Consider the following 25,478-nt stretch of genomic DNA (forward strand, 5'->3'; position numbering starts at 1 on the left):
TTTCCACGTTTCTTCTATTTGAAGCCGCGGTGCATGGCGACCGCGCCGCCGGCGAGGTTGCGCCAGGCGACCTTGCGGTAGCCGGCCTTGACGATGCGGTCGGCGAAGGCCGACTGGTCGGGCCATTCGAGGGTGGACTCGGAGAGGTAGCGGTAGGCGTCGGGGTCGGAGCCGACGCGTCCGGCGACCTTGGGGAGGACGTGCTTGACGAAGACGCCGTGGGCCTTGCGGTAGGGCTTCCAGACGGGGGTGGAGACCTCGCAGAGGACCATGCGGCCGCCGGGGGCGAGGACGCGGAGGATCTCGGTGAGGCAGGCGTCGAGGTCGGCGACGTTGCGGATGAAGAAGGACCCGGTGACGGCGTTGAAGGTGTTGTCGTCGAACGGGAGGTGCAGGGCGTCGGCGTTCACGAGGGGGACCTGGCGGTCCTGGTGCGCCTGGAGCATGCCGAGGGAGAAGTCCACGCCGATGACGTCGGCGCCTGACTTGGCGAGCTCGACGGTGGAGACGCCGGTGCCCGCGCCGAGGTCGAGGCAGCGCTCGCCGGGCTGGAGGCTGAGGGCCTCGCGCACGGAGCGGCGCCAGCGCTTGTCCTGCCCGGCGACCATGACGGTGTTGGCGCGGTCGTAGTTCGGCGCGACGCGGTCGAACATCGCCGCGATGCGGCCGGGTTCTTTACGCGGGGTATTCGCTTCGTTCGCCTCGATCACCCCGACAGCCTCGCACACCGCGCAGAGAAAATCCGCCGGAGCCCTGTCGGTGTGGGCCCCGGCGGATCAAGGGGTTATATCGGGCGCGCGCGGGGTCACGCGTCGCGTGCGGCCTTGAGGGAGCAGGGAACGGCCGCACGCTCGCCCGGGAAGGGAGCTGTGCTGGGGTCCGGTTGGGGCGCACGGGGAGTCGTCGCGGTGGGTGAACCGTTCACTGCGCCTCCTCGTCGTCGCGGACCCGGCGCGGACGCCCGGGGTCCCAGTCTGGGATGACGCTGAGAGATCCCCCGAGTGCGGTCTGCGCTACACGATTACCTTGACGCATGGAGGCTGTGATGTCGATCTATGAAACCGAACCGTTATCGCACGTAACCCATCCGATAACTAGCAGGTGGGCGCGGTCACAGGAGTTCCCGGGGCAAAAGCGGCGGCGGGGCGCGCAATGCGCGCCCCGCCTTCTCCAGGGGATACAACAGAGAGGTGGAAGCCTCTCCGGTGAATCGAGACTTAAGACACCGTGAACAACACGGTGCTCATTCAGCATTGCGGATTACCGGCCGCACGGCAAGTCCCGTCATCGAAGTGTTATCCGCTGGGACGGTGTCTACCGCTCTGTGGGACGGCCGCGGAGGACCGTGGCGGTGCAGTGCCCGGCGGCCCCGGCGACGAGCGCCGCGTACGGGTCGCCGTCGGTGGGGACGTCGAACACGGCGAGGTCGGCGCGGTTGCCGACCTCGATGGCGCCGATGTCGTCGCGGCCGAGGGCCTTGGCGCCGCCTTCGGTGGCGGCGCGCACGAGCCACTCGTCGAGTCCCTCGCCGGAGTCCCCTTGGGAGAGGGCGATCCTGCGCAGGACGGGCCATTCGGCGGCGACGTCGAGGTCGGGCGAGGACGCGCGGGAGTCGGTGCCGACGGCGACGGCGTTGCCCTCGGCGCGCAGGGCCGCGATCGGAGGCTCCCCGGCTTCGAGGCGGGCGTTGGAGCGGGCGCAGACGGCGACCGAGGTGCCCTTGTCGCGCAGCAGTTCCCGGTCGGCCTTGTCGAGGTGCACGCCGTGGGCGACGTGGGAGTCGGCGCCGAGCCAGCCGACCTTGTCCATCTGCACGGCCGGGGAGTGCCCGGCGCCGCCGTCGGCGATCTCCAGGTTCAGCCCGGCGCGGCGGTTCATGAACGCGAACGGGCCGGAGCCGCGGCGCACGAACATGTCCTCGTGGGCGGTCTCGGCGAGGTGCGGGTGGAGGCGGATGTCGAGCGTGCGGGCGAGCTCGGCGATGCTCTTGCCGACGTTCGTGCCGAGCGTGTAGAGCGTGTGGGGGCTGACGCCGACGGCGATGTCGGAGTTGTTGACCGCGCGGGTGTCGGTGACGACCTCGCGCCAGGCGGCGCGGCGGACCTCCCAGGCGGCCTCGTCGATGAAGACGGCCTCCCAGTAGGCGACCCCGGCGAGGTCGGAGGCGAGGAGCGGCGCGAACCCGGGTGCGGCGGTGACGATGTCGGCGACGGCGGTGACGCCGTGGGCGATCGACTCGTCGATGCCCGCCTGCGTGGAGGACTTCCACGCCTCATCGGCGGTCGCGGGGTTGCGGCGCGCGAACTCCTGGATCCACTCGAAGAACTCCTTCTCGTTGCCGTACATGTCGGCGAAGGAGGTGTAGCACAGGTGCGTGTGGGCGTTGACCAGGCCGGGCGTCATGACCCCGGTGTAGGCGGTGGTCTCGTCGGCTTCGGGGGCGCCGGCGGCGGGGCCGACGTAGGCGATGCGCCCGCCGTCGACCCCGACCGCGCCCTCCCGTATCGGGTCGCCCGCGACCGGGACGACGACAGGGGCGGTGTAAACGTGCATGCGCCCGAGCGTACTCGGGACTCCTATGCGGATTCCAGCGCCGCGTAGGCGGGTCGGACGACCTCGTCGAGCAGGCGGCGCCGCTCGGGGTAGTGCAGGAACGACGCCTTGACGGCGTTCTCGGTGCACTTGCGGACCTCGGCCCAGCCCCACCCGAAGGTCTCCGACAGGAGCTGGAACTCGCGGGAGGTGTGGGTGCGGCTCATGAGGCGGTTGTCGTTGTTGACGGTGACGCGGAAGCCGAGGTCGAACAGGTCCTTGATCGGGTGCGTCTCGATGGACTCGGCGCCCTCGGTCTGGAGGTTCGAGGACGGGCACACTTCGAGGGCGATGCGGCGGTCGCGGATGTAGTGCGCGAGGTCCGAGAGCTTCGCGTCGTCGCCGGTGAGGTCGATGTCCTTGATGAGCTGCACGCCGTGGCCGATGCGGTTGGCGCCGCAGACGGAGACGGCGCCCCAGATGGACTCGGGGCCGACGGACTCGCCCGCGTGGATCGTGAACGGCATGTTCTCGCGGCGCAGGTAGTTGAAGGCTTCCACGTGGGCCTCGGCGGGGTTGCCGATCTCGCCGCCGGCGATGTCGAAGCCGACGACGCCCTTCTCGCGGTAGGCGGTCGCGAGCTTCGCGACTTCGAGGGTGCGGTCGGCGTGGCGCATCCCGCAGAGGATGGTGCGGGCCTGGATCGGGTTCCCGGCCTTCTCGGCGAGGCGCTCGCCCTCCTCGAACCCGGCGAGGGTGGCCTCCACGACCGCTTCGAGGGAGAGGCCGCCGGTGAGCTGCTGCTCGGGGGCGTACCGGATCTCGGCGTAGACGACGCCGTCGGCGGCGAGGTCCTGCGCGGCCTCGGCGGCGATGCGGAAGCAGTGCTCGGCGGTCTGCGACACGGCGATGGTGTGGTCGAAGGTCTCCAGGTACCGCGCGAGGGTGCCCGAGTCGGCGGACTCGAAGAACCAGTCCGCGAGCGCCCCGGCCTCGGTCGCGGGCAGCTCGTGGCCGATCTCGTCGGCGATCTCGATGAGGGTCTGGGGGCGCACGCCGCCGTCGAGGTGCTCGTGGAGCACGACCTTGGGGGCCGCGCGCAGTTCGTCGTGGGAGAGAGCTTGATTCATCCCATGAATATAGTCAGCCGCGTTCGCGGGCCCGCCTCACAGCCGCACTTCGTCCCAGTGGACGGGGCGCTCGCCGTCGAGGACCAGGGCCCATTCGAGGGCCCAGCGGCGGTGCCACACCAGGTTGTCGTCGACGCCGCGGGGCATCGGCTGGCCGGTGCGCCGGGCCTGGTCGCAGACCCAGTCGAGGCAGTAGTAGAAGTCGAGCATCTCCGCGACCACGCCGGGGTCGCGGGTGGGCGTGAGCTGGCGGTCGCGCCAGGTCCCGAACGACTCGGGGCGGCGCAGGTCCGGGAGCAGCTCGGGCAGTTCTTCAGAGCAGGGGACGCCCGGGTCGAGGTGGTCGACGAGGCCGAGCAGCCACGAGACCGTGTACAGGCTCTCCAGCTGGTCGGCGTACCGGGCGCGGTCGCCGCGGCCGCAGGCGATGAAGCCCCACTCGTCGGGGGCGAGGTGGTCGAGGACGTGCGCGTCGAGCAGCCAGCGCATCGCCAGCTCCTCGGGCATGTCGAAGACCCTGGCCTGCACGATGTTCAGGATCGCGGCCCGGGCCTCCACGTGCCCGCGCGGGCGCAGCCGCGGGAGCCGCCCCTCGGGGAAGGGGAGCGGGAACTGCGCGGGCGGCGCGGGTATGCCGAGGGCTCCGAAGCCGTCCACAGTGCGCGTACGAAGGGTTCGGGGATCTGAGGTCACCGTCGGCATGGGGCTCCCTACCACTTTTGGGGTTCACCTGTGGGGGTGAGTGCGCATTCACTCGTGGGGGTGGTTGTGAAGAACTGTAGCGTCCGACACACGCCGGAGTCAACGTGGGCCACGGAATTAGTACAGGTTCCATACACGTGTTACGCAGGTGTTTCACTCGTCCCGCCACGTGTCGCAAGTGTCCGGAGGGGCGCGTGGCCCGCATTGTGGCGGTGGCCATCTGACACCTGTACGAAGAAGTGCTACTTGCGGGTAGCCCGAGCGGCGGCCCGGCCCGCACCCCCCGGCGGCCGCCGGGCAGACTTGCAAGGTGAGCAGCCTCCAAGTCGTCGCAGACCGGTACCAACTGGTCCGCCCCATCGGCGCGGGCGGCATGGGCCGCGTGTGGCAGGCCGTGGACCAGCGGCTCGACCGCGAGATCGCCGTGAAACTCGTCAAACCGGACCTCCTGGACGGCCCCCAGCGGTACGAGGCCGCCGCCCGGTTCCGCCGCGAAGCCCGCGTCACCGCCCAGATCGGACACCCCGGCGTCCCCGCGATCTTCGACGCCGGCCTGGACGAGGACTCCGGCGAGCTGTTCCTCGCCATGGCCTACCTCCCGGGCCTGAACCTCCGCGACCTCCTCGACGAGGCCGGGCCGCTCCCCGCGGACTGGACCCTCGCCGTCGGCGCCCAGCTCGCCTCGGTCCTCGAAGCGGCCCACGCCAAGCAGGTCATCCACCGGGACCTCAAGCCCGCCAACATCATCGTCGGACCCCAGGGCCTCGTCCACGTCGTGGACTTCGGGATCGCCGCGGTCCTCGACCTCGACGCCGCCCGCCTCACCGCCACCGGCGACAAGCCCGGCACCCTCAACTACATGGCCCCCGAGCAGATCCGCGCCCAGCCCGCCGGGCCCGCCGCCGACCTGTACGCCCTCGGCGCGCTCCTCTACGAGATGTCCACGGGCGAACGGCTGTTCGCCGACCGCGGCTCCGCCTACGAGGTCCAGACCGCGCACCTGAAGGAGCTGCCCGAGCCCGTGCGCCGCAGGCGGCCCGACATGCCGACCGGGCTCGACGGCCTCGTCTCCCGCCTCCTGTCGAAGGAGCCCGCCGACCGCGGCTCCGACGCGGCCGCCGTCTACCTGCGGCTCGTCGAACTCCTCGCGGACGCACCGGTCTCGGCCGCCCCGATCCGCGACTGCGGCGACCCGACCTGGCCGTTCCGGGCCCCCCTCGCGCCCGCCCGCGTCGCGCCCGAGGCCGCGCGCCTCGCCTCCGCCCCGGCACCGGACCGGTCGGCCGAGCGGATCGCCGAGGCCGACCACGCCTACGCCGCGGGCGACTACAACACGGCCCTGCGCGTGTTCCGGTCCCTCGCGAAGGACTTCGAGACCCCCGACCCGGCACTGGCCCTGCACTGCCAGGTGCGGGCCGCGCAGTGCCTTGCGGCGCTTGGGAACGCGGCCAGCGCGCTGGCAGGGCTCTCCAGTGTCATCGAGCGGCAGCGGCGGCTCATGGGCGAGCGGGCCCGGCCGGTCCTGAGGTCGCGGCGGGTCGAGGTCGACATGCTCGCGGCGGTGGGCTCGGGCCCGGAGGCGCACCGGCGCCTGGCGGGGCTGGTCCGGGAGATGGCGGCGGCGCTCGGCCCGGAGGATGCCGATACCATCGAAGCCGAACGGCTGCTGCGGGCCTGGTCCGTGCCGCCCCAGGCGAGTCCCGGGTGGCCGTCGCAGCCCTCCGCCTCGCCTGGGAGTCCTCCTCGATGACCGCCCCCGGTCCATACGCTCCGCCGATCAATGAGAAGAAGCAGCTCACCGCGCACCGCATCGGCCGCGCGGGCACGTACCTCTGGGCGCTGTCGCCGCTGCTGACGTGCGGCTACGCGGCGCCGATCATGCTCGCGATCGCGCTCGCGAGGCGCCGCGACAACCTGGTGCTCATCGCGCTCATCCTGCATTCGGCGCTGCTGTCCGCGTCGTGCATGGTGATGGGGACGTTCGCGGACAAGTCGCCGGTCTGGGGCGACGTGCTCATCTACTCGTCGTGGTTCATCGCGGCGATCGGCGGGACGGTGCAGCTGCTGGTGATCCGCCCGAAGGTGTGGGCGGCGTCCTCGCGTCCGCAGGTCCCGGTGGCGCACTTGTCGAACGCCGAGGTGCTGGACCGGGCGCGGAAGCTCCGGGAGCAGGCGCGGCGGACCGCGCAGGCGGACCCGATGCTCGCGAAGCGGCTGGCGATCGGCCGCCCGGACCTGCCGCGCCAGTTCGACGACGGGGGCCTGGTGGACGTCAACCACGCGCCCCTGCACGTGCTCACTTCCCTTCCGGGCGTGACGGAGCGGAGCGCCCGGCAGATCCTGGAGTGGGTGGAGCGTTCGGGGCCGTTCGCGAGCCTCGGCGAGGTGATGCTGGTGATCGAGATCAGCCCGACGTTCGAGCACCACCTGCGCGAGTACTGCGTCTTCATCCCCTAGGGGCGGCCGAGTTCGGCGAGGACCGCGACGGCGGCGCGCGAGGCGTCGTCGGAGTAGGTCGAGGGGAACGCGTCCAAAAGGCGCCACCCGGCGCGCCGCAGAGCCCGGTGGCGGTCGAGGTGGGCGCGGGGGCCGTCGGGGTGGACGGCGCAGACGACGCCGAACGCGGCGTCCCCTTCGCCGACGACGAGGTCGATCTTCCAGTGGCCCACGGGGTATCCGGGCCTGACGGCGGCGTCGGCGCCGGAGAGGGCGTCGGCGAGTTTGGCGGGCCATTCGCCGTCGGGGGCGCCGTCGCCGATGAGGGCGCTGGGGGCGCGGTCGGCGTAGTCGAGGAACTCCCCCACGAGGCCGCCGGGGTCGTCGAGGGCGGTGACGACGTGGAGGTGCTCGCGGGCGCGGGTGACCATGACGTTGAACAGGTTCGCGCCGGAGAGGAAGCGCTTGCGTCCGGCGCTGTCGCCGGGTGCGGTGCCGAGGGAGGCGATGACGGTCTCGGATTCGGAGCCCTGGAACGCGTGGACGGTCCCGGTCCTGATGCGGTGGGCGCGGATCGCTTCGAGGTCGAACCGCTTCATGACGGCGGCCTCGATGGCCTCGGCCTGGGCGCGGAACGGGGAGAGGACGGCGAGGCCGCGGTCCCCGGCGGCGACGAGTTCGGCCAGGAGTTCCACGGCGCGTTCGGCTTCGGCGGCGACCACGCCGTCCTCGGAGGCGGTGCCGGCGGCGACGCGGTGGACGGTGATGGCGTCGGTCTCCTGGACGCGCGGGTGGGCGGTCATGGGCCGTACGCGGCCGCCGTAGAACTTCGCGGAGGAGAACCCGATGAGGTGGGGGACGCTGCGGTGGTGCTCGGTGAGCTCGACGACGGGCCCGGCGCCGCAGGCGAGGTCGTAGAGGCTGACGCGGCCGGTGTCGAGGCGGTCTCGGAGTGCGGTGAGGCCGTGGCGTTCGAGGACTTCGTGGAGGCGGGCGTCGGAGGCGAAGGACACGAACTTGAGCTGTCGGGGGTCCCCGGCGACGACGGCGCGGCGGGCGCGGGCGAGGACGGGGGCGGCGCGCAGCTGGTTGACGTGGCTCGCTTCGTCGATGATGACGAGGTCGAACAGGGCGGCTTTGCGCTCCAGGTGCGCTTCGGAGTCGGCGGCGGTGCCGATCCACAGCGGCGTGGCGGAGAACCACGGCTCGCGGCGGGTCGTGCGGCTGAGGTGGCGGTCCAGGTCGGTCTTCTTGAGTTCGAGGAGGCCGAGGACGGCCTGGGAGGGGCCGACGGTGGTGCGCAGGGCGTTCCCGGCGGCTTGGGCGGCGTCGCGGTCGGCCTGTTCGAGGTTGCGCCAGAGGGGTTCGAGGTGCAGGCCGCCTTCGGCGGCGAGGCGGGTCATGGCCTGCACGTCGCGGACGACTTCGAGGGCCTGCCGGAGTGCGGCGGAGTCGGTGTCGGTGCCGGTGAGGCGCTGGAGTTCCTTGCGGGCCTTGCGCCTGCGCCAGCGTGTCCAGGGCCAGCCGCCTTCGCCGCGGGTGAGGGCGGCGGCGGCCGCGACGGCGTCGGGGTCGGCGTCGCGCAGGCCGGGGTAGTCGTCGAGGAGGAATACGGGGGCGTCGAGGCCGCGGAGGCGGCGGCGCTCCATGTCGAGGCGGATGGAGATCGCGTGCTCGACGCGTTCGAGCATCTGGAGGGTCTCGTCGGCGCGGCGCTTGGCAAGGGCCTCTTCGGTCCTGGTGAAGGGGTTGCGGTCGGCGCCCGCGGCGGCGCCGCTGTGCGCGGTGTCGCCGAACCTGACGGGTTTGGGGCCCGGGTGGCGGGCGAGGAGCCCGGCGAGGACGTCGGCGGCGAACACGGACTGGGTGGCAATGAGGACCGTCTGCCCGCGGGCGACGGCGTCGAGGGCGATGGCGGCGAGCGTGTGGCTCTTGCCGCAGCCGGGGGCTCCGGCGACGACGGTGACGGGGGCGGTGCGGGAGCTGCGGACTGCGGCGGCCTGCTCCGCGTTGAGCGGCAGCGGGGACCGGACCTCGCCGGGCTCGGGTTCGGGGGTGTCGGCTGCGGCGTACATGGCGGCGAGCGCGGTGCCGTCGAGGCCGGGGCGTACGGCCCAGTCGAGGAGGGCCTGGCCGATAGGCCCCGATTCGGTGCGGGGGCCCGAGACGTAGACGACGGAGCGGGCGAGGACGACCGGTCGGGCGCCTTCGGGTTCGGGCCGGTGGGTGACGGCGATGGCGGCGTACCCTGCGGCGGTGGCGGCGGCGAGGAGCCAGGCGGGGTCGGCGAGGTCGCCGCCGGTGCGATCGGGGTCGAGGACGGCGGCGAGGCGCACGGCGTGCTCGGTGCCGACGAGTCTGGGGTGGACGGCGATGTCGCCCGCGGGGACGATCTTGTGGTCGAACGGTTCCGTTTGCGCCACTTCGAGTCGCACGGGGCGGGTGACGAGGGGGACGGCGACGCGGCGGCGCTTCCCGTCCACTGTCTGCATCCCGGTGACGATGCCCCAGCCCTGCCGCAGGAGGCGCTCGTCGCGGTGGAGCTCGTCGTGGGCGGCGAGGTCGGCGGCGCCCGCGACGGTGGTGAGGCTGCCGGTCCAGGCGGACTTCTGGCCGATCTCGTCGGTCTCGGCGGCGACTTTGTTGGCGGGCGCGAGGGCCGAGAGCGCGGTCAGGATGCGGGCGGGGCTCATGGCCGCAGTGTACGGCCGTGCGGCCGGTGGGGCGCACGCGAAAGGCCCCGGGGCGGGAGGCGCCCCGGGGCCGGTTCAGGCCCTGCTCTTGGAGAAGGACGTGGTTGCTACTCGACGCAGAGGACCGCGGAGGTGCGGGTGCCGGTGAGGTCGGTGACCTCGTAGTAGCTGGCCGCGCAGGAGGCGGCGGCGCCTTCCACGTCGGGGGCGGCCCAGTCGGCGGCGTCGAAGACGATCGCGTCGGTGACGGTGGTGTCGGCGGCCGCGTCGGCGCAGTCGAGCTTGAACCACTCGACGTCGCTGCTGGACATGCAGTCGCCGGTGTTCGGGGTGACCGGGGTCTTGCCCTCGGCGTTGGGCTTGTCGATGGCCTCGATGCAGAAGAGGTAGTCGACGTTGCCGGTGGTCTGGTCGTAGATCATGTTCCAGTCGGTCCACGGCTGGCCCGGGATGTACGCGCCGTTCTCCTCGCCGCAGGCGTCGTAGACGGCCTGGGTGTCGGTGAGGTCGCCGCCGGCGGCGGTGAGGCCGGGGTCGGCGGTGATCGAGGTGATCGTCCAGAACGCGTCGTCGCCGTCGCAGTCGATCGCGAAGGTCGAGGAGTCGTCGCTGAGGACCTCGTAGGGCAGGCAGTCGCCCGCGGCCGCGTCGGCGGCGGCGTCGAACTGGTCGCTGCTGACGTCGGTGCCCTCGGTGTCGTCCGAGGCGGCGTCGAGGATGCCGCAGCCGGAGAGGGCGACGGCGCCGGCGAGGGCGATGCCGCCGACGGCGAGAAGGCGGCGGATGGGACCGGAGTTCAAGTTCATTGGCTGCTTTCTGTGCTGCACCGCGTCTCGGGTCGAACGGTGCTCCTGAGTTCAGCGTGAAGATATGCGGTGACGTCGACTACCCGTGCGGCGCAGCCGGTCACGGAGCGCATTCACACTTCGCTGAGCTGCGGTTTCACAGTTTCACCGGAAGCGTGGGCCAGGCCGCATGACCGGGATCACCAGGTTGCGATTCGATCAAGCTCGATCGCCGCATTGGCAGGGTTCTTCGCTGTTTCGCCCGGTTCGCTTGCGCCCGTGACGGATCGAATAAAGGAGGACGCGGGTTCCGCCCAATGGTCTCCGCGCCCTCCGGTCAGTGGTCCCCGGCGCTCGGCCGGGGAGGGTGCTAGCCGATCTCGATGTAGTAGACCGTGCCGTCGAAGGACCAGACGTCCTCGACGTAGATGAGGGTCTGCTCGGCGTCGGCCGGGATCTCGGCGCAGGTCGCGCCCGTGGAGGTGGCGCCCGCGGTCACCTCGGTGGTGTTGATGATGTCGTTCGGGACGACGTTGGTGCAGGTCTCGGACATGACGCCGTCGGCCCAGATGCCGACGGTCGCGTCGAGCCACAGGGTGCCGGTCTCGGCGCCGTTGTAGGTGCCGTCGACGGTGAACATGGCGAGGGCGTTGCCGTCGGCCGGGGCCTCGTTGAACTCGTTCTCGGCCATGATCGCGTCGGTCGCGTCCAGCTGGACGTCGCCGACGGAGAGGGTCCAGTCGCCGATCTCGACGGTGGAGCCCGCGGGGAGCGGGGCCTCGGGGCTGAGGCCGTCGCCGGTGGCGGTGTCCTCTTCCGCGGCCTCTTCGGCGGCGGAGGTGGAGGTGTCGGAGCCGGTGTCGTCGCTGCCGCCGCCGGTGGTGTCGTCCCCGGTGCCGCACGCGGAGAGGGCCGCGAGGCCGATCAGCGTGGCGCCGCTGACGGCGAGGAGGCGCTTCGAGATCTCGGGGAATTCGATGTTCATGGGAAACCTTCCGTGGGGTGTTGATCGTTGATGGAAGCTTGTGAAGTTACTTCACGAGAATAGTAGACTGTGTCGAGCCTCCGCAACGCGGGGTGGGTTACGATTCGATAAATCAAGACAGGAGCCCGCATGACCTCCCGTGACGCCGGCCCAGGCGAGACCATCACGTTGACCGACCTGGCCCGCCTGGCCTCGGTCGGCCGCAACGCCGTCAGCAACTGGCGGCGCCGAGAGCCCGACTTCCCCGCCCCGGTCGACGACTCCGCCCGCCGCCCCCGCTTCTCCCTGCCCGCCTTGGAGTCCTGGGCCGCCGACCACGGCCGCGAACTCAAGGTCACCGGCGCCGACCGCCTCTGGTTCCGCCTCGCCGCCGACCACCCCACCGCCGAAGCGGCCCTCGAAGCGGTCGCGGCGGCGTTCAACGGCGCGGGCACCAGCAGTACCGGCACTGATTCCCCGACGGGTACTGCAAACAGCGCCGACCTGGCCGCCGAAGTCAGGTCACTGGCGTCGGAGACCCTCGGCTCCGACCTCTTCGAATTCTTCATCGAACGCGCCCGCGAGGCCGAGGGCATCGGCGTCCCGCCCGGGATCGGCCCCCTCGCCGACATCGCCGCCGCCGTCAGCACCGAGCACACCGCGAGCACCCTGGCGATGCGCCTGTACGACCCGGCCTGCGACGAAGGGGACCTCCTCCGGGCCGCGGCCGTGAAGCTCGGCCCGTGCTCGGCCCTCGCCGGGCAGGACCTCTCCAGTGCCCGCGCCGCCATCGCCGAACGGCGCCTGCGGCTCCTCGACTCGTACCAGCGCGGCGGCGGCCCCGTCGGCAACCGCTCCGTCGGGCAGGCGGAAGTCGCTGTGCGCGTGGGCGACTCGCTCCTCACCGCGCTCCCGGAGGAACGGTACGACCTGGTCGTGTGCGACCCGCCGTTCAACGTCAAGGACTGGGGCTACGACCGCCTCCCCGACGGCGACGACCCCCGCCTGGCCTACGGCACCCCGCCGCGCACCGAACCCGAACTCGCGTGGGCCCTCCACTGCACCGCGCTCCTCGCACCCGGCGGCCACGCCGTCGTGCGAATGCCCGCGCAGGTCGCGCACCGCCGCTCCGGGCGCCGCATCCGCTCCGAACTCCTCCGCTGGGGCGCCCTCCGCGCCGTCGTGGACTCTTCCGAAGCCAAGGCCCACATCTGGATCCTCGCCCCGCGCGGCGAGACCACTCAGCTCCTCGTCTCCAACGGCCGCGACTTCGCCCGGGCGTGGAACGAGTTCACCGCCGCCCCCGACGCCCCCGTCGCGACCCCCGACTCCGTCACCGTCCCCCTCATGCGCCTGTGGGACGAGGACGTCGACATCTCCCCCGCGGTCTACCTCGCCAGCGCCCCCGGCGGCGCCGAAGACCTCGCCGAGGCGGTCGCCGACCTGGGCTCGCGGCTGGAGGCGATCACTGCACGACCGCTCCCCCGGTTCACCGGCGGCGCAGAGGAATCGGCCCCGGAGACGAGCCTCGGGGACCTCGAACGCGACGGCCACCTCACGGTCGCCGCGGGCACACGGACGACCGACGCGGCGGCGGGCGAGGAGCCGCCGGGGCCGCGCTGCGTGATCGTCGACCCGGTCGGCGAGCCTCCGGTGCGCATCGGACCGCGCGGGGAGGCGACCGAGATCCAGTGGACCGTCGAGTGCGGGCCCGCCGTGGACCTCGCGTGGATCGCCGCGGCGCTGTCGGCGCGGCTCCCGGCGGCGTCGAAGCGCACGGCCACGGGTGCCAAGCGCCGCATCCTGTCCGTGAAGATCCCGCGCCTCGCACTCGCCGAGCAGCAGCGCCGCGGCGCGGCCTTCGCGCAGTTGGAGGAGCTCCGGTCGGACCTCGCCGCGGCCGGGCGGCAGGCCGAGTCACTTGCGGCCGAGGCGGCGGCGGGTCTCGTGTCGGGAGCGGTCAAGACTGAGGACTGAGGTTCCGCGAATGCGCAACGGCCGGGCGGGTGCCCGGCCGTTGCCATGTCTGTCGTCTTGCCTACCTGCGGTCTTGCCGCGTCGTGGAGCCGCTGACAGGATTCGAACCCGCAACCTACTGTTTACAAGACAGTTGCTCTACCGTTAAAGCTACAGCGGCCTGCCTGCGCCGTTTCCCCAGCGAGACGGTTCGATTCTAACCGACCGGTATACCGCCCCGGGACCCCCGGAGCCGCAGCGGTCCCAGGTGGCGCACCCGGCCCACGCGGCGCCAGTCGTTCGCCGCCGCGTCTAGGGCCCGCGACTTCACGGCCCCCGGGCGGACCGGCCCCTAAACTGGGCGGATGGATACCCCTGAGCGATCCTCCCTTTCGGCCCCGCCCCGGGCGCCGATCCCGGTGAAGGCCGCGGTCGTCCTGCTGTGGGCGATGGTCGCGGCCATGGCGTGGCTGGTGGCCGTCTCGGCGGTCATGACGTCGTTCCGGGTCTCGACCCGGTTCTCCGGCTCGGCGAGCGCGCTCGCGTTCGTGGAACCCCTGCTGTTCCTCGCGGTCGCCGCGGCCACCGGCCTTGCGGCCGTGAAGGTCTGGACGGGCCGCGACTGGGCGCGCCGGTCCGTGGTGATCGTGTGCGCGACGGTCCTGGTGACGGCGCTGGCGACCCGCGCGGGCCTGACGTTCGGCACGGGCCTGGCGGGGACGCTGGTGATCCTGGCGCTGCTGGTCCTGCTGGCGCTGCCGGTCTCGCAGCGGTGGTGCGACAAGGGGTCGGACTGCCACAGTCCGCGGATCGGGGAGCGGGAGGAGCCGCCGTTCCTGGTGGTCGCGCTGCTGGTGCTGGTGTGGGCGGGGGTCGTGTTCGCGTTGCAGACGGGGACGCGCGCGGTGCTGGCCGACGACGGCTCGGACTGGCTGGGGCTGGTGCTGGTTGCGGCGGCGGTCGTCCACGCTGCGTTGAACATCGGGATGACCGGCCGCCGCAAGTGGGGGTGGCTGGGGACTGTCGGGCTGTCGGCGGTCTACACGCTGTGGCTGGTGGCCGCGGCGGTCGCGTTCGGTGCGGGCGGGGGGCCGTGGATGGTTCCGGCGGCCCTGGCGCTGGTGCCGGTCGCGTTCCTGTGGGCGCTGCTGAAGCCCGAGACGAAGTCCTGGTGCCGCCCCGCTAGTCGAGCCCGAAGGCGCGGATGACGGTCTGGGTGACCTCGGTGCCGTGGTCGTCGAGGGCGGTCAGGCGGACCGAGACCCATTCGGCGCGGCGGGGGTGGGTGAGTTCGGCCGTGGCGGTGTCGCCGTCGCGGTCGAGGGGGACGTCGCGCCAGGTCGCGCCGTCGTCGTAGGAGACCTCGAAGGCCATGTCCTCGGCGTGGACGGCCGGGAGGTACTGGTTGGTGCGCAGGTCGAGGGTGATCTCCTGGCAGCCGCGCTTGGGGGCGTAGCCGCCTTCGATCGCGTCGGACGTCAACTGCACCACCGGGAGTGCGATGTCGCTCCATTCGCCTTCGGCGGCCTCTGCGGAGTCGAAGGACCATTCGGTCGCGAAGTCGGTGCCGAACACGCGCGACTTCGAGGTCTCGGTGGCGTCGACGCTCAGGGTGTAGCGGCCGCCCGCGTCGCTCTCGGGAAGCGGCCCGTACATCCGTTCGAGGTAGAAGTCGAGCCCGTAGACCGACGAGAGGACCTCGCCGTCGCGGCTCAGCGTGACGTCGCCCTTGTCCCCGGCCAGGACCAGCTGCTCGCCGTTGCCGCCGCCGTTCGGGGCGAGGTCGAACCCCATGTAGTCGACGCCGCCGTCGGAGTGGCGGTAGGCGCCGCTGAGCCCGGCGGACAGGCCGCCGCGGGGCATGGTCCGCTCGGACCGGCCCGGTTCGAGGACCGCCGCCGCGCCGACGGCGAACCCGTCGGTGAGGAACACTCCGTCGGGTGTGCTGGTCCCGGCCTTGAGGTTCAGGTTCCACTGCACGTCCGGGTCGGCGGTGTAGAGCATGGTCCGCTGCGAGGGCACGGCGGTGGGCACGAGGCTGCAGAAGCCCGAGCCGAGCCAGCCGTCCACGTGGTCGCCGTAGTCGCAGGTGTCGCCCTGCTTGGCGCTGTAGGCGGTGCCGAGGTCGCGGTAGTCGGTCGCGACGGCGGCGAGGTCCTCGTCGGCGACGGTGAACTCGGTGTCCTCCGGGTACGCGCCCTTCTCCACGAAGGCGAGGTTGTACGCGTACGGGACCGGGTCGGTCACGGGCCCGGTGAGGACCGGCTGGTAGACGAAGGAGAGCTCGTACTCCGGGAGGTCGGGCTCGGGGAGGACGAAGGCGTCGTCGAGCGGGCCGAGGAAGACGCCGTAGCCGAGGTTCTCGGGGCCTTTCGCCCCGATGTTGAACGCGGCGTTGAGGAATTCGGTCTCCCGTTCCACGTGGACGCCGACGGGTGCGGCGGCGGCGCCGTCGAGGACGAGTTCGGCGGGGCCGTCGCCCACGGCCACCGGGGTGATCCCGGCGATCTGCTGCCCGCGCCCGGTGCCCGTCGGGGCGGACCAGAAGCCGGAGACGACGATGTAGTCGCCCGGCGGGAGGTCGATGGTGCCGGTGCCGTCCGCGCCGATCGGGATGTCGCCCGCGGCGGAGCCGTCGCGGGCGACCCAGAGCATCCAGGACCCGTCGGGGGCCTTCCCGTCGCGGTCGAGGAGGGTGAGGTGCAGCGGCTGGAGGTCGCCGTCGGCGAAGGCCGCGGCGCCGTCGGCCGCGGGGACGAGCCCGGTGTACTCGCTGTCGTCGAGTGCGGCGGCGGGGGCGGCTGCGGCGTCGCTCTGGCCTGCGGCGAGCAGCTCGGTGACGTTGTAGCGGCGGGGGTCCTCGTCGCCGCCGAGGACGGCCGCGACGCGGTCGGCGGGGACGACGACGATGTCGCCGTCCGGGGACGGCGGGGTGAGGAAGGTGGTGTCCTCGCGGCCCGGGGCCGGTTCGATGCCGGTGGCGCCGCCCGGGAGCACGGTGACGCGGTCGCCGGTCGGGAGGGTCACCGAGGCCGGTGCCCCGGTGTCGGGCGCGGGCGTTTCGGCCTGCGCCGCAGTGCCCGTGGCGAGCGCGGAGCCCGCGAGCGCCAGGGCGGCCGCGGGTCCGATGAGTCGGGTAAGTCGCATGCGGACTTCTCCTAGTGCCAGACTTCGGGCGGGCCGGACGGCCCGTCCGAAGCGAAGGCGCACTCGGAGTCCGAAAAGGTTGCATACCCGGGATGGTGCCGGGTCGGGGGGCTAGTCGCGGAAGGCGAACACCTGGAGGCCGTCGGGGACGATGCACGCGAGGCGCGTGTCCGTCGCGTCGCAGGCGTACAGCTCCAGGTCGGTGCTCAGCTCGGCGCGGGAGCCGTCGCGGCCGAGGCCGGTGACGCCGCCGGTGACGGTGCCGAACGTGGAGCGGCCGGGCCAGGCGAGCGCCGAGCCGCCGTCGATCGGGTCGAACGTCTCCTCAAGGGAGTTGCCGACCGGGTCGAATCCCTTGTCGTAGATCTGGGTGCGCTTGGAGTCGCCCGCGTAGTACTCGACGAGGAGCCGGTCCCCGAGGGGCTCGATCCACCCGTACTCCTGGTCGTCGAAGTCGTGGGCGATCTCCTCCTTGTCGGCGTCGTAGACCCGCCAGTGGTAGACGTCGGTCTGGTCCTCGACGGCCTCGGCGACGCACACGAGGGCCTCGCCGCACTCGGTCATCTGCGCGGGCCCGACCTCGCCGGACTCGATGAACTGGGAGTCGAGCTGCTTGAGGTCCTCGATGCCGTAGACGTTCAGCTCGTACCCGGTCTCCTTGTCGGCGGCCACGTACAGCTTCCCGCCCCACGCGAAGTACATGTCGTCGACGGTCTCGATCTCGCGCTGCACGACGGTGTCGCCGTTCTCGATGTCGTAGACGTGCATGACGTTGTCGCTCGTGACCGCCCACAGTCGTCCGTCGCCGTTCGCGGTCTCGGTGGGCGCGTTGAGGTCCTCGGGGACGCCGTCGAAGCCCCAGGACGCGACGGTGGCGTCCTCGGTGCCCGCGGTCCACTCGGCGACGCGCTCGCCGTCGGCGTCGAAGACCTTGAAGTCCGCGCCCGTGTTCGCGTCGGGGCCGACGACGAGGAGGTCGCCGGAGCGGGCGGCGGTGCGGCTCGCGGTGGTCTGGGTGTTGCGGACCTCGCCGGTGCCGGGGTCGAGGAACACGAACTTGTACTCGCCGGTCTCCACTTCCTGGGAGAGGGCGAGGAGCTCGTCGGACATGAAGTACGAGGCGTTCCAGCCGTCCCCTTCGAGGACGGTGTCCTGGGACCAGACCGGGTCGCCGGTCTCGTTGGAGAGGGCCCGGACGTGCATCTCCTGGCCCGATTCGTGGTCGGAGGCGGTGGTGTAGAAGAACACCGAGAGGTCGCCGCGGGAGCGCACCTCGTAGATCCCGTCGTCGAGCTCGCCGTTCATGGCGGTGGCGGGGGCGACCTCGGTGAGGGCGTCGGCGAACGGGCGCTGCTTGTACGGGTTGAGCAGCCACCACGCGCCGATCGCGACGGCGGCGACGAGGACCACCGCGGTGACGCCGATGGCGATCCACTTCGGAGGGATGCGGCGGGCGGTGTGGACGGTGCCGCGCCTCGGCGGCGGGGTCGGGGCGCCCCCGTTGCGGCGCAGGTGGACCGTCTCGTCGGAGGCGGGGGTCATGGGCGGCAGGCCCATCGAGGGCGCCGTCAGGTTCGCGGGCGGGGAGGTCACGGCCGCGGGCGGGGTGACCGGGACGGCCGCGGTCATCGCGAGGGCCGCGCCCTCGGAGACCGGCAGTTCGGGCTGCTCCAGGACCGTGGGGGCGATCCCGAGTCCCTCGTGGAGCATCTTGGACACCATGGGCATCCGCGAGGACCCGCCGACGAGGAACAGGCCCGCGAGCTGCTCCGGGCGGCGCCCGGTGAGGCCGAGGACCCGCTGGGTCTCGCCGACCGCGCGCGACAGCAGCGGGCGCGAGATCTGGTCCAGCTCACCGCGGGTCAGGTGCAGCGACTGCGCCATGTCCGGCACCGTGACCGGCGCGACCGAGGACCGCGACAGCATCTCCTTCGCCGCCCGCACCTCCTCCCACAGCTCGCGGCGGTTGCGCAGTTCGCTGGCGCCGCTGGGGTTCTCCAGGCGCTTCCAGATCTCCGGCTCGCGCCGCTTCACCGTATCGCCGATGTGCGCCACCAGGGCCGCGTCGAAGTCGAGGCCGCCGAGGTCCGGCAGGCCGCCGTCCGCGAGCACCCCGAACGAGCCGTCCGGGCGCCGCTCCAGGACCGCGATGTCGAGCGTCCCGCCCCCGAAGTCGAACACCGCCAAAGGCTGGCCGGTCCGGACCTGGTGGGACAGGCGCGACGTGTAGTAGTGCGCGGCCGCAACGGGTTCGGTGAGGATCTTCACCGGCCGGTACCCGGCCTTCGCGGCCGCGTCGTGCAAGGAGGCCCGCCGCTGCTCCGACCACGCCGCCGGGCACGTCAGCACCGCGTCCGGCAGCCGCCCCACCGACTCGATCGCGGCCTTCGCGACCCGCGACAGGATCGCCGCGAACGCCGCCGTCACCGGGATCTCCCTGTCCCCCAGAAGAAGCGTCCCGTCCGAGATCCGCTGCTTCGGGTTCGGCTCGAACCGCTCGGGCGCGGTGAGCGCGAGCCGCTCCGCGTCCTTCCCGGTGTGGAGCGTCCCGGCGGGGTCGAGGAACACCGCCGAGGGCATCACCGGGGAGCCGTCGAACAGGAGCGGGCGGGTGCGGCCGTCGGGCCACACCACCACGGCCACGGTGTGGGACGTACCGAGGTCGACGCTGAGCAGGTAATCGGCCGGCATGGTCGTGCAGCTCCGGGGTGTAGGGCGTGCGGGAGGGTTTCAGGTTAGTGCGCGGCCACTACCGGCGCTGCCGCTGGACCTCGGCGAGGGCGATCGACGCGGCCACGGAGGCGTTCAGGGACTCCACCTCGCCGCTGATCGGGATGCCCGCCCGGTGGTCGCAGGTCTCCGCGACCAGCCGCGACACGCCCTTGCCCTCGTCGCCCACGACGATGAGCAGCGGGTCCGCCGCCACCGGCAGGTCGAACACGTCCACGTCGCCGCCGCCGTCGAGCGCCACCGTCATGAACCCGGCCTGCTGGCACGCCTGGATCGTCCGCGTGAGGTTCACGACCTTCGCCACCGGCAGCCGCGCCGCCGCCCCCGCGGACGTCCGCCACGCGACGGCCGTCACCGAAGCGGCGCGCTTCGACGGGATGATCAGGCCGTGGCCGCCGAACGCGGCCGCCGACCGGATGATCGCCCCGAGGTTCCGCGGGTCCGTCACCCCGTCGAGCGCCACCAGCAGCGGCGCCGTCCCCGACGTCTGCGAGATGTGCAGCAGGTCCTCGAACGCCGCGTACTCGTACGGCTCGATCTGAAGGCCGATGCCCTGGTGGAGCGCGTTGTTCGTGCGCCGGTCGAGGTCGCGGCGGGCCAGCTCCTTGATCGGCAGGTCCCGGTTCCCCGCGATCCGCACCGACTCCGCGACCCGGTCGTCCAGCTCAGTGCCGAACGCCACGTACAGCGCCGTCGCCGGGACCTTCGCCCGCAGCGCCTCAAGGACCGGGTTGCGGCCGAGGATCAGCTCCGGCTCGTCGTCCCGGCGCCGCCGGGTGGTCGTCGAGGGACGCGGGGCCCGGCCGATGTTCGTCGTCCGGCCCTCCGAAGCGGCCTTCGCACGCTCCGCGGACTGCTTCCGCTGCGTCTTCTGCGGCTTGTCGTCCCCCGTGTACTCCTTGTGCCAGGGACGGTCGGCGGCCTTGAGGGTCCTGCCCTTCCCGGCCAGGCCCTTCTTGCCCCCGCCGGAGCCGATCTTCGGGCCGGCCTTGCTGGTCTTGCGACGGTTCGGGTGCCCGCCCTTGGTGCTCATCGGTTCAAGTTCCCCAGTGGTGTCGGTCGTCTGCGGACGGGCGGTCGCCTAGTCCACGGTCCACACGGGACCGCGAGGGGTGTCCTTGACGGTGATGCCGGCGTGCGCGAGGTCGTCGCGGATGCGATCGGCAGCCGCGTAGTCCTTGCGGGCCCTGGCGTCGGCGCGCTGTTCGAGAGCGAGCTTCACGAGCGCGTCGACGGCGCCGGTGAGCTTCGCGTCACCCGGGTCGTCCCATTGCGGGTCGAGCGGGTCGAGGCCGAGCTGGTCGAGCATAGCTCGCACCGCCGCCCCCACGCGGGCCGCGGCCGCGTCGTCACCCGCGTCCAGCGCCGCATTCCCCTCACGGGCCGCGTCGTGGATCACGGCCACCGCCGCAGGCGTGTTCAGGTCGTCGTCCATCGCCGCCGTGAACTCAGGCGCCAGCGCGCCCCCGATCACCGCGTCCCGGCCCAGAGCCTCCACCGCCCGGTGCACGAAGTTCGACAGCCGCTCCCACGCCGACTGCGCCTCCGCAAGCGCGTCCTCCGAGAAGTCCACCGCCGACCGGTACTGCACGCCCGTCAGGTAGTACCGGATCGCCGCCGCCGAGAACCCCTTCTCCCCCAGCGCCGCCACCGACAGCGTGTTGCCCAGCGACTTCGACATCTTCGTGCCCGACAGGTTCAGCATCCCGTTGTGCACCCAGTACTTCGCGAACCCCAGCCCCGCCGCACGCGACTGGGCCAGCTCGTTCTCGTGGTGCGGGAACATGATGTCGGTGCCGCCGCCGTGGATGTCGAACGCGTCCCCGAGGTACCGGCGGGCCATCGCGGAGCACTCGATGTGCCACCCGGGCCGCCCCGGACCCCACGGGGACGTCCACGCGGCGTCGGCGGGCTCGCCCGCCTTGTGGGCCTTCCACAGGCCGAAGTCGCGGGAGTCGCGCTTGCCGCCGCCGGGCTCGGCGCTGGCGAGCATGTCCTCGGGGCGGCGGTGGGAGAGCTGCCCGTACTCGGACCAGGAGGACACGGAGAACCAGACGTCCCCGGTGTCGGTGGCGTAGGCGTGGCCGCGCTCGATGAGCTCGGCGATGAGGTCGATCATCTGGGTGACGTGGCCGGTCGCGCGCGGCTCGTACGTGGGGGCCTCGACGTTCAGGGCGGCGTAGGCGGCGGCGAGCTTGCGTTCGTTCTCGTAGGCGATGGCCCACCAGTGGCGGCCCTGCTCCTCGCCGCGGACGAGGATCTTGTCGTCCACGTCCGTGACGTTGCGCACGTAGGTGACGTCGTAGCCGGAGCGGCGCAGCCAGCGGATGAGCACGTCGTAGGAGACGCCCGAGCGGAGGTGGCCGATGTGCGGCGGGCCCTGGACGGTGAGGCCGCACAGGTATACGCCGACGCGGCCGGGATTCCGGGGCTGGAATTCGCGGATCGAACGGGTGCCGGTGTCGTACAGTCGCAGGCTCACCCGTTGATTCTAGACAACCGGGGACCGCCCCTAGCGCCCCGAGGGCCGCGTGTCAAGGGCGCGAAAAGGAACGGGCCCCCGGCGTGTGCCGGGGACCCGTCATCGGGAGGTAGTACTAGGCGGCCCTGCGGCGCAGCGCGACCATGACGCCGCCGCCGACCGCGAGGACCGCGGCGAGGCCGAGCAGGAGCCCGGTGGCGCCGGTGCCGGTCTTCGGGAGGACCCCGGAACCGGACGCGTCGTCAGTGGGGTCGTCGGAGGGGTCGCTCCCGCCGGGGACGCCCTCGCCGGCGATGTCCCACAGGGTCGTGGTGCCGGAGATCTCGTTGCCGACCGCGAGCATGGGGCGCCCGGTCGGGGAGTCGGCGGCCGCGACGAACGCGATCGACTCGGGGCCGGTGTCGCCGCCCTGGCCCGCGGCGGGCTCGGCGGTGAAGTCGCGGTTCGACACGTAGTCGACGAACACCGCGTTCGCGGGGTCGGTGACGTCGTAGACCATGACGCCGCCCTGGCGCTCCAGCGCGATGAACGCGTACGTCGCGTCCCCGACCGTGCCGACGGCGACGGCCTCGGGCTCGGGGCCCTTGTCGTCGGAGCGGTCGTCGAAGTCGTTGCCCTCGTTGTCGGCGTTGAAGTTCGCGGACTCGACCTCGGCGATCACGGCCTCGAACTCCGCGCCCGAGTCGAAGACCAGTTCACCGTCGGTGGACCAGATGGAGAACGAGCGGCCGCCGAACGAGTACAGCCCGTCGTAGCAGCCCTCACCGGTCTGCCCGAGGGTGCTGGTGACCTTCAGGCGGCCGAGGGCCTCGTCGGCCTGGAGCGCGTCGAGGTCGGCGCCGTCGAAGGCGCCCTCGCACAGCTCCAGGTCCTTGACGCGGGCCTCCTCGGAGTAGTCGCCCCACTCGCGCACGTCGCCCTCGTTGGCGGTGACCAGGTACGTCTCGCCGCCGGTCGCGAACGAGTCGATCCCGTCGGGCAGGTACATGCCCTGCACCGGCCACGCCGTGATGTTCACCTCGCCGTCCTTGTCCGAGGCGTCCAGGCCGTTCCCCTCGGCCGCGTGGTCCTTGAAACCGAGCGGCAGGAGGTCGGACACCTCACCGGCGGCGAGGTCCACGACGGCGATCGCGTTGTTCTCCTGGAGGGTCACGTACGCGGTCGCGTCGTCCTCGATCGTCACGTACTCGGGCTCGATCGCGCGCTGCACCGCGTCGTCCCCCGTGAGGTCGGGCCCGAAGACCCGGAAGCCCTCGGGGAGCGAGGACTCGTCCCACGCGGTGAAGTCCGCGGTGGTCACCGAGTAGGTGGCGGCGTCGACGATGGAGATCGTGCCGACCGGGTCCACCGCGTAGTCGTCGTCCGGCTCTCCCTCGTCGGCGGTGACGGCCTTCGAGCCGTCGGGGGTGAACGCGATCGAGTCGGGCTGCGAGCCGACCTGCGCCGAGTCCTTGAACGCGCCCTCGGTGTCGAAGAACGCGACCCAGCCCGGGTCGGTCTTCACGGGGGCCTCGACGGCGACCGCGACGGTCCCGCCGTTCACGGCCACGGAGTTCACCGTCGCGCCGTCCTGGCCCAGGGCGGCCGCGGCGTCGAGGACCGCGTGCTTCACCGGGTTCGCGGGGTCGGACACGTCGATCACGTCGACCACGCCCGCCTCCGCGTTCACCGCGAACACGCGCTTCGTGGAGGGGTCGTAGGCCACGATCTCGGACCCGCCCTCGGCGAACGCGCCGGTCGAGTAGGTGCCCAGGACCGACAGGTCCAGGGCCGGGTCGTCCTGGGCCAGAGCGGGCACGGGCACGGCGAGGGCCGCCAGCCCGACCGCGAGCGCGGGGACGAGCAGTCGCTTCTGCACAGCTGGTTCCTGACTTCTCGGGGGATGAGGGGGTGACGGCCCCAGTCCACCGAGGCCAGGGGTCCCGGGGCGGAGCGGTGGGGAAACGGGGAATGAACACCGAGTCGCGAATCGGCGCCCCCGTAGTACCCCGGTACCGGTTGCGGCCCTTTTCTCCTCCCCTGGCACGAACGCGAAATCGGTCCCCGCGCCCATGCGCGCAGGCCCCCCGCGCTCATAGACTGGGCCCGTCCCCGACCCGCGATTCCCGGATGGGAGCCCCATGATCACCGCGAAGGGTCTGTACAAGCGGTACCGGAAGACGGTCGCCGTAGACCACCTCTCCTTCGACGTGCGCCCCGGCGTCGTCACCGGATTCCTCGGCCCCAACGGGTCCGGGAAGTCCACGACCATGCGCCTCATGCTCGGCCTCGACCACGGCGAGGGCGAGACCCTCTTCGACGGCCAGCGCTTCGGCACGATCCGCCGCCCCATGAACGAGGTCGGCGCCCTCCTTGAGGCCAAACCGTTCCACCCCACCAGGTCCGCCCGCAACCACCTGCGGATGCTCGCCGCCGGCAACCGGATCGCCGACTCCCGTGTGGACGAGGTGATGGAGTTCGTCGGCCTCGGCGACGTCAAGCGCAAGAAGCCCAAGGGGTACTCCCTGGGCATGGCGCAGCGCCTCGGCCTCGCGCAGGCGCTCCTCGGCGACCCCGGCACGCTGCTGCTCGACGAGCCGACGAACGGCCTCGACCCGCACGGCATCCACTGGATGCGCGACGTCCTGAAGACCCTCGCCTCCGAGGGCCGCACCATCTTCGTGTCCTCGCACCTCCTCTCGGAGATGCAGCTGATGGCCGACGAGCTCGTCGTCATCGGCCGCGGCACCATGATCTTCAACGGCGACGTCGACACGTTCGTCCGCGAGTTCACCCGCTCGCAGGTCGTCGTCCGCGGCCCCGACACCGCCCCGCTCGCCGACGCGCTGAAAGCCGAAGGGGCCGAAGTGGTCCCGGAGGAGGACGCGCTGGTCGTCTCCGGCCTGGAGATCGGCAGGGTCGGGCACCTGGCCTTCACCTCCGGCGTCGAACTGCACGAGCTGTCGACGCGCCGGGCCTCCCTGGAGGAGGCGTTCATGTCCGCGACGGGCGCCTCCGAGCAGTTCGTCGCCAAGGACCCCGTCGCCGCCGCTGGAGGGAACCCCGATGCTTGACGCACTCCGCTTCGAGTGGAAGCGCCTGACGACGCTCCGCTCCACCTACTGGCTCATCGGCATGGGCCTGCTCGTGTCCACCGGCGTCGCGGTCCTCGTCGGCGTCGCCGCCCGCAACGACCCGGTCAGCACCGACATCATGTGGATCGCCCTCAACGGCGGCGCCGGGTTCGGCCTCCCGTTCCTCGCCGTGTTCATGGCGATCATCGGGATCTTCGCGTGCGGCCACGAGTACCGCCACGGCACGATCCAGCCGACCCTCACGTCCCTCCCGCAGCGCAACCGGCTCATCCTCGCGAAGCTCGCGGTGGTCCTGGGCGCGACCCTCGTCGTCACGCTCGTGTCGATGGCGGTCAACCTGGGCGTGGTCTACGCGGTGTGGGGCGAGGCCCCCGGCCTGTTCGAGGACCCCCTCGGGACCTCGCTCATCGGGTACGTCATCTACATGCTGCTGTACGTCCTGGTCGGCTTCGGCCTGGGCCTGCTGTTCCGGGGCGTGCCCTCGGCGCTGGTCGTCATCTTCCTGATGCCGCTGATCATCGAGAACATGATCACGGGCCTGTCGATGATCCCGCAGCTCGACTGGCTGGTCCCGGTCGTCAAGTTCCTCCCGTTCTCCGACGGCGCCCGCCTGATGGAGCTCAGCGCCCCCGGCGACTTCGGCCCGGGAGCCCCGGACTTCGACCTGTTCCCCCGCTGGGGCGCAGGAGGCATCTTCGCCCTCTTCGCCGCCCTCATCCTCGCCTCGGCCTGGACGCTCTTCAAGAAGCGCGACGCCTGATCGCGAACGAGGCGCGGCCCGTGGCATCCGCCACCGGCCGCGCCCCCGGTCCCCCGAACCGGAGTAAACCCCCCCCCCCGGTTTTTC

18 protein-coding genes and 1 tRNA gene are annotated in these 25,478 nt (G+C 72.1%); 6 read left to right on the forward strand and 13 right to left on the reverse strand.

The window, feature by feature from the left end:
• Positions 1-14: 14 nt before the first annotated feature.
• The 4 genes from AB0A65_RS18310 to AB0A65_RS18325 all read right to left on the reverse strand — a co-directional run bounded on the left by AB0A65_RS18310 (position 15) and on the right by AB0A65_RS18325 (position 4,319).
• Positions 15-653 (reverse strand): class I SAM-dependent methyltransferase, encoded by a 639-nt coding sequence (locus AB0A65_RS18310; protein ID WP_359952618.1) that lies wholly within the window; start codon positions 651-653, stop codon positions 15-17.
• Positions 654-1,314: 661 nt separating this feature from the next.
• Positions 1,315-2,553 carry an amidohydrolase family protein gene (locus AB0A65_RS18315; RefSeq protein ID WP_359952573.1) on the reverse strand — a complete coding sequence of 413 codons (1,239 nt, stop codon included), beginning with the start codon at positions 2,551-2,553 and terminating at the stop codon, positions 1,315-1,317.
• A 23-nt stretch (positions 2,554-2,576) separates the two neighbouring features.
• A complete protein-coding gene (locus AB0A65_RS18320; RefSeq protein ID WP_359952575.1) occupies positions 2,577-3,662 on the reverse strand; it encodes an adenosine deaminase in 1,086 nt (361 codons plus the stop codon).
• 36 nt (positions 3,663-3,698) lie between these two features.
• Positions 3,699-4,319: a DUF4272 domain-containing protein gene (locus tag AB0A65_RS18325; RefSeq protein WP_359952577.1), complete on the reverse strand. Its 621-nt coding sequence runs from the start codon at positions 4,317-4,319 to the stop codon at positions 3,699-3,701.
• A gap of 355 nt (positions 4,320-4,674) precedes the next feature.
• On the opposite strand from AB0A65_RS18325, the gene AB0A65_RS18330 reads away from it, so the two are divergent.
• The gene (locus AB0A65_RS18330; protein WP_359952579.1) at positions 4,675-6,114 is read left to right on the forward strand and encodes a serine/threonine-protein kinase; all 1,440 of its coding nucleotides are present in this window, start codon (positions 4,675-4,677) and stop codon (positions 6,112-6,114) included.
• Positions 6,069-6,821, forward strand: a complete 753-nt coding sequence (locus AB0A65_RS18335; RefSeq protein ID WP_359952581.1) for a helix-hairpin-helix domain-containing protein — start codon at positions 6,069-6,071, stop codon at positions 6,819-6,821. Before AB0A65_RS18330 ends, AB0A65_RS18335 begins: the two co-directional genes overlap by 46 nt.
• On the opposite strand, the gene AB0A65_RS18340 is transcribed toward AB0A65_RS18335, so the two are convergent.
• The 3 genes from AB0A65_RS18340 to AB0A65_RS18350 form a co-directional block, all read right to left on the reverse strand.
• A complete protein-coding gene (locus AB0A65_RS18340) occupies positions 6,818-9,493 on the reverse strand; it encodes an AAA domain-containing protein (protein WP_359952583.1) in 2,676 nt (891 codons plus the stop codon). The two genes, AB0A65_RS18335 and AB0A65_RS18340, sit on opposite strands and share 4 nt — an antisense overlap.
• A gap of 107 nt (positions 9,494-9,600) precedes the next feature.
• On the reverse strand, positions 9,601-10,299 hold the full coding sequence (locus AB0A65_RS18345; RefSeq protein ID WP_359952585.1) for a hypothetical protein: 699 nt from the start codon (positions 10,297-10,299) through the stop codon (positions 9,601-9,603).
• Between the two features lie 349 nt (positions 10,300-10,648).
• Complete coding sequence (locus AB0A65_RS18350; RefSeq protein ID WP_359952586.1) at positions 10,649-11,263, reverse strand: hypothetical protein; 615 nt, start codon at positions 11,261-11,263, stop codon at positions 10,649-10,651.
• 129 nt (positions 11,264-11,392) lie between these two features.
• Between AB0A65_RS18350 and AB0A65_RS18355 the strand changes: the two genes are divergently transcribed.
• Positions 11,393-13,219, forward strand: a complete 1,827-nt coding sequence (locus AB0A65_RS18355; protein ID WP_359952588.1) for an N-6 DNA methylase — start codon at positions 11,393-11,395, stop codon at positions 13,217-13,219.
• A gap of 84 nt (positions 13,220-13,303) precedes the next feature.
• On the opposite strand, the gene AB0A65_RS18360 is transcribed toward AB0A65_RS18355, so the two are convergent.
• A tRNA-Thr gene (locus AB0A65_RS18360) sits at positions 13,304-13,379 on the reverse strand.
• Positions 13,380-13,563: 184 nt separating this feature from the next.
• On the opposite strand from AB0A65_RS18360, the gene AB0A65_RS18365 reads away from it, so the two are divergent.
• Complete coding sequence (locus AB0A65_RS18365) at positions 13,564-14,406, forward strand: hypothetical protein (protein WP_359952590.1); 843 nt, start codon at positions 13,564-13,566, stop codon at positions 14,404-14,406.
• On the opposite strand, the gene AB0A65_RS18370 is transcribed toward AB0A65_RS18365, so the two are convergent.
• From AB0A65_RS18370 to AB0A65_RS18390, 5 genes are all read right to left on the reverse strand, one after another.
• A complete protein-coding gene (locus tag AB0A65_RS18370; RefSeq protein ID WP_359952592.1) occupies positions 14,381-16,345 on the reverse strand; it encodes a hypothetical protein in 1,965 nt (654 codons plus the stop codon). The genes AB0A65_RS18365 and AB0A65_RS18370 overlap by 26 nt on opposite strands.
• 111 nt (positions 16,346-16,456) lie before the next feature.
• Positions 16,457-19,036 (reverse strand): Hsp70 family protein, encoded by a 2,580-nt coding sequence (locus AB0A65_RS18375; protein ID WP_359952594.1) that lies wholly within the window; start codon positions 19,034-19,036, stop codon positions 16,457-16,459.
• A gap of 58 nt (positions 19,037-19,094) precedes the next feature.
• Complete coding sequence (gene rlmB, locus AB0A65_RS18380; RefSeq protein WP_359952595.1) at positions 19,095-20,108, reverse strand: 23S rRNA (guanosine(2251)-2'-O)-methyltransferase RlmB; 1,014 nt, start codon at positions 20,106-20,108, stop codon at positions 19,095-19,097.
• A gap of 48 nt (positions 20,109-20,156) precedes the next feature.
• Positions 20,157-21,557, reverse strand: a complete 1,401-nt coding sequence (gene cysS / locus AB0A65_RS18385; RefSeq protein ID WP_359952597.1) for a cysteine--tRNA ligase — start codon at positions 21,555-21,557, stop codon at positions 20,157-20,159.
• A 115-nt stretch (positions 21,558-21,672) separates the two neighbouring features.
• On the reverse strand, positions 21,673-23,415 hold the full coding sequence (locus AB0A65_RS18390) for a choice-of-anchor I family protein (protein ID WP_359952599.1): 1,743 nt from the start codon (positions 23,413-23,415) through the stop codon (positions 21,673-21,675).
• Positions 23,416-23,677: 262 nt separating this feature from the next.
• On the opposite strand from AB0A65_RS18390, the gene AB0A65_RS18395 reads away from it, so the two are divergent.
• Together AB0A65_RS18395 and AB0A65_RS18400 are read left to right on the forward strand one after the other, a co-directional pair.
• Positions 23,678-24,610, forward strand: coding sequence for an ATP-binding cassette domain-containing protein (locus AB0A65_RS18395; RefSeq protein WP_359952601.1), 933 nt, complete (start codon positions 23,678-23,680; stop codon positions 24,608-24,610).
• The gene (locus AB0A65_RS18400; RefSeq protein ID WP_359952603.1) at positions 24,603-25,391 is read left to right on the forward strand and encodes a hypothetical protein; all 789 of its coding nucleotides are present in this window, start codon (positions 24,603-24,605) and stop codon (positions 25,389-25,391) included. The genes AB0A65_RS18395 and AB0A65_RS18400 overlap by 8 nt, the downstream gene beginning before the upstream one ends.
• Positions 25,392-25,478: the final 87 nt, after the last annotated feature.

This window comes from Glycomyces sp. NPDC047010 (assembly GCF_040644205.1).
Lineage (GTDB): Bacteria > Actinomycetota > Actinomycetes > Mycobacteriales > Micromonosporaceae > Glycomyces.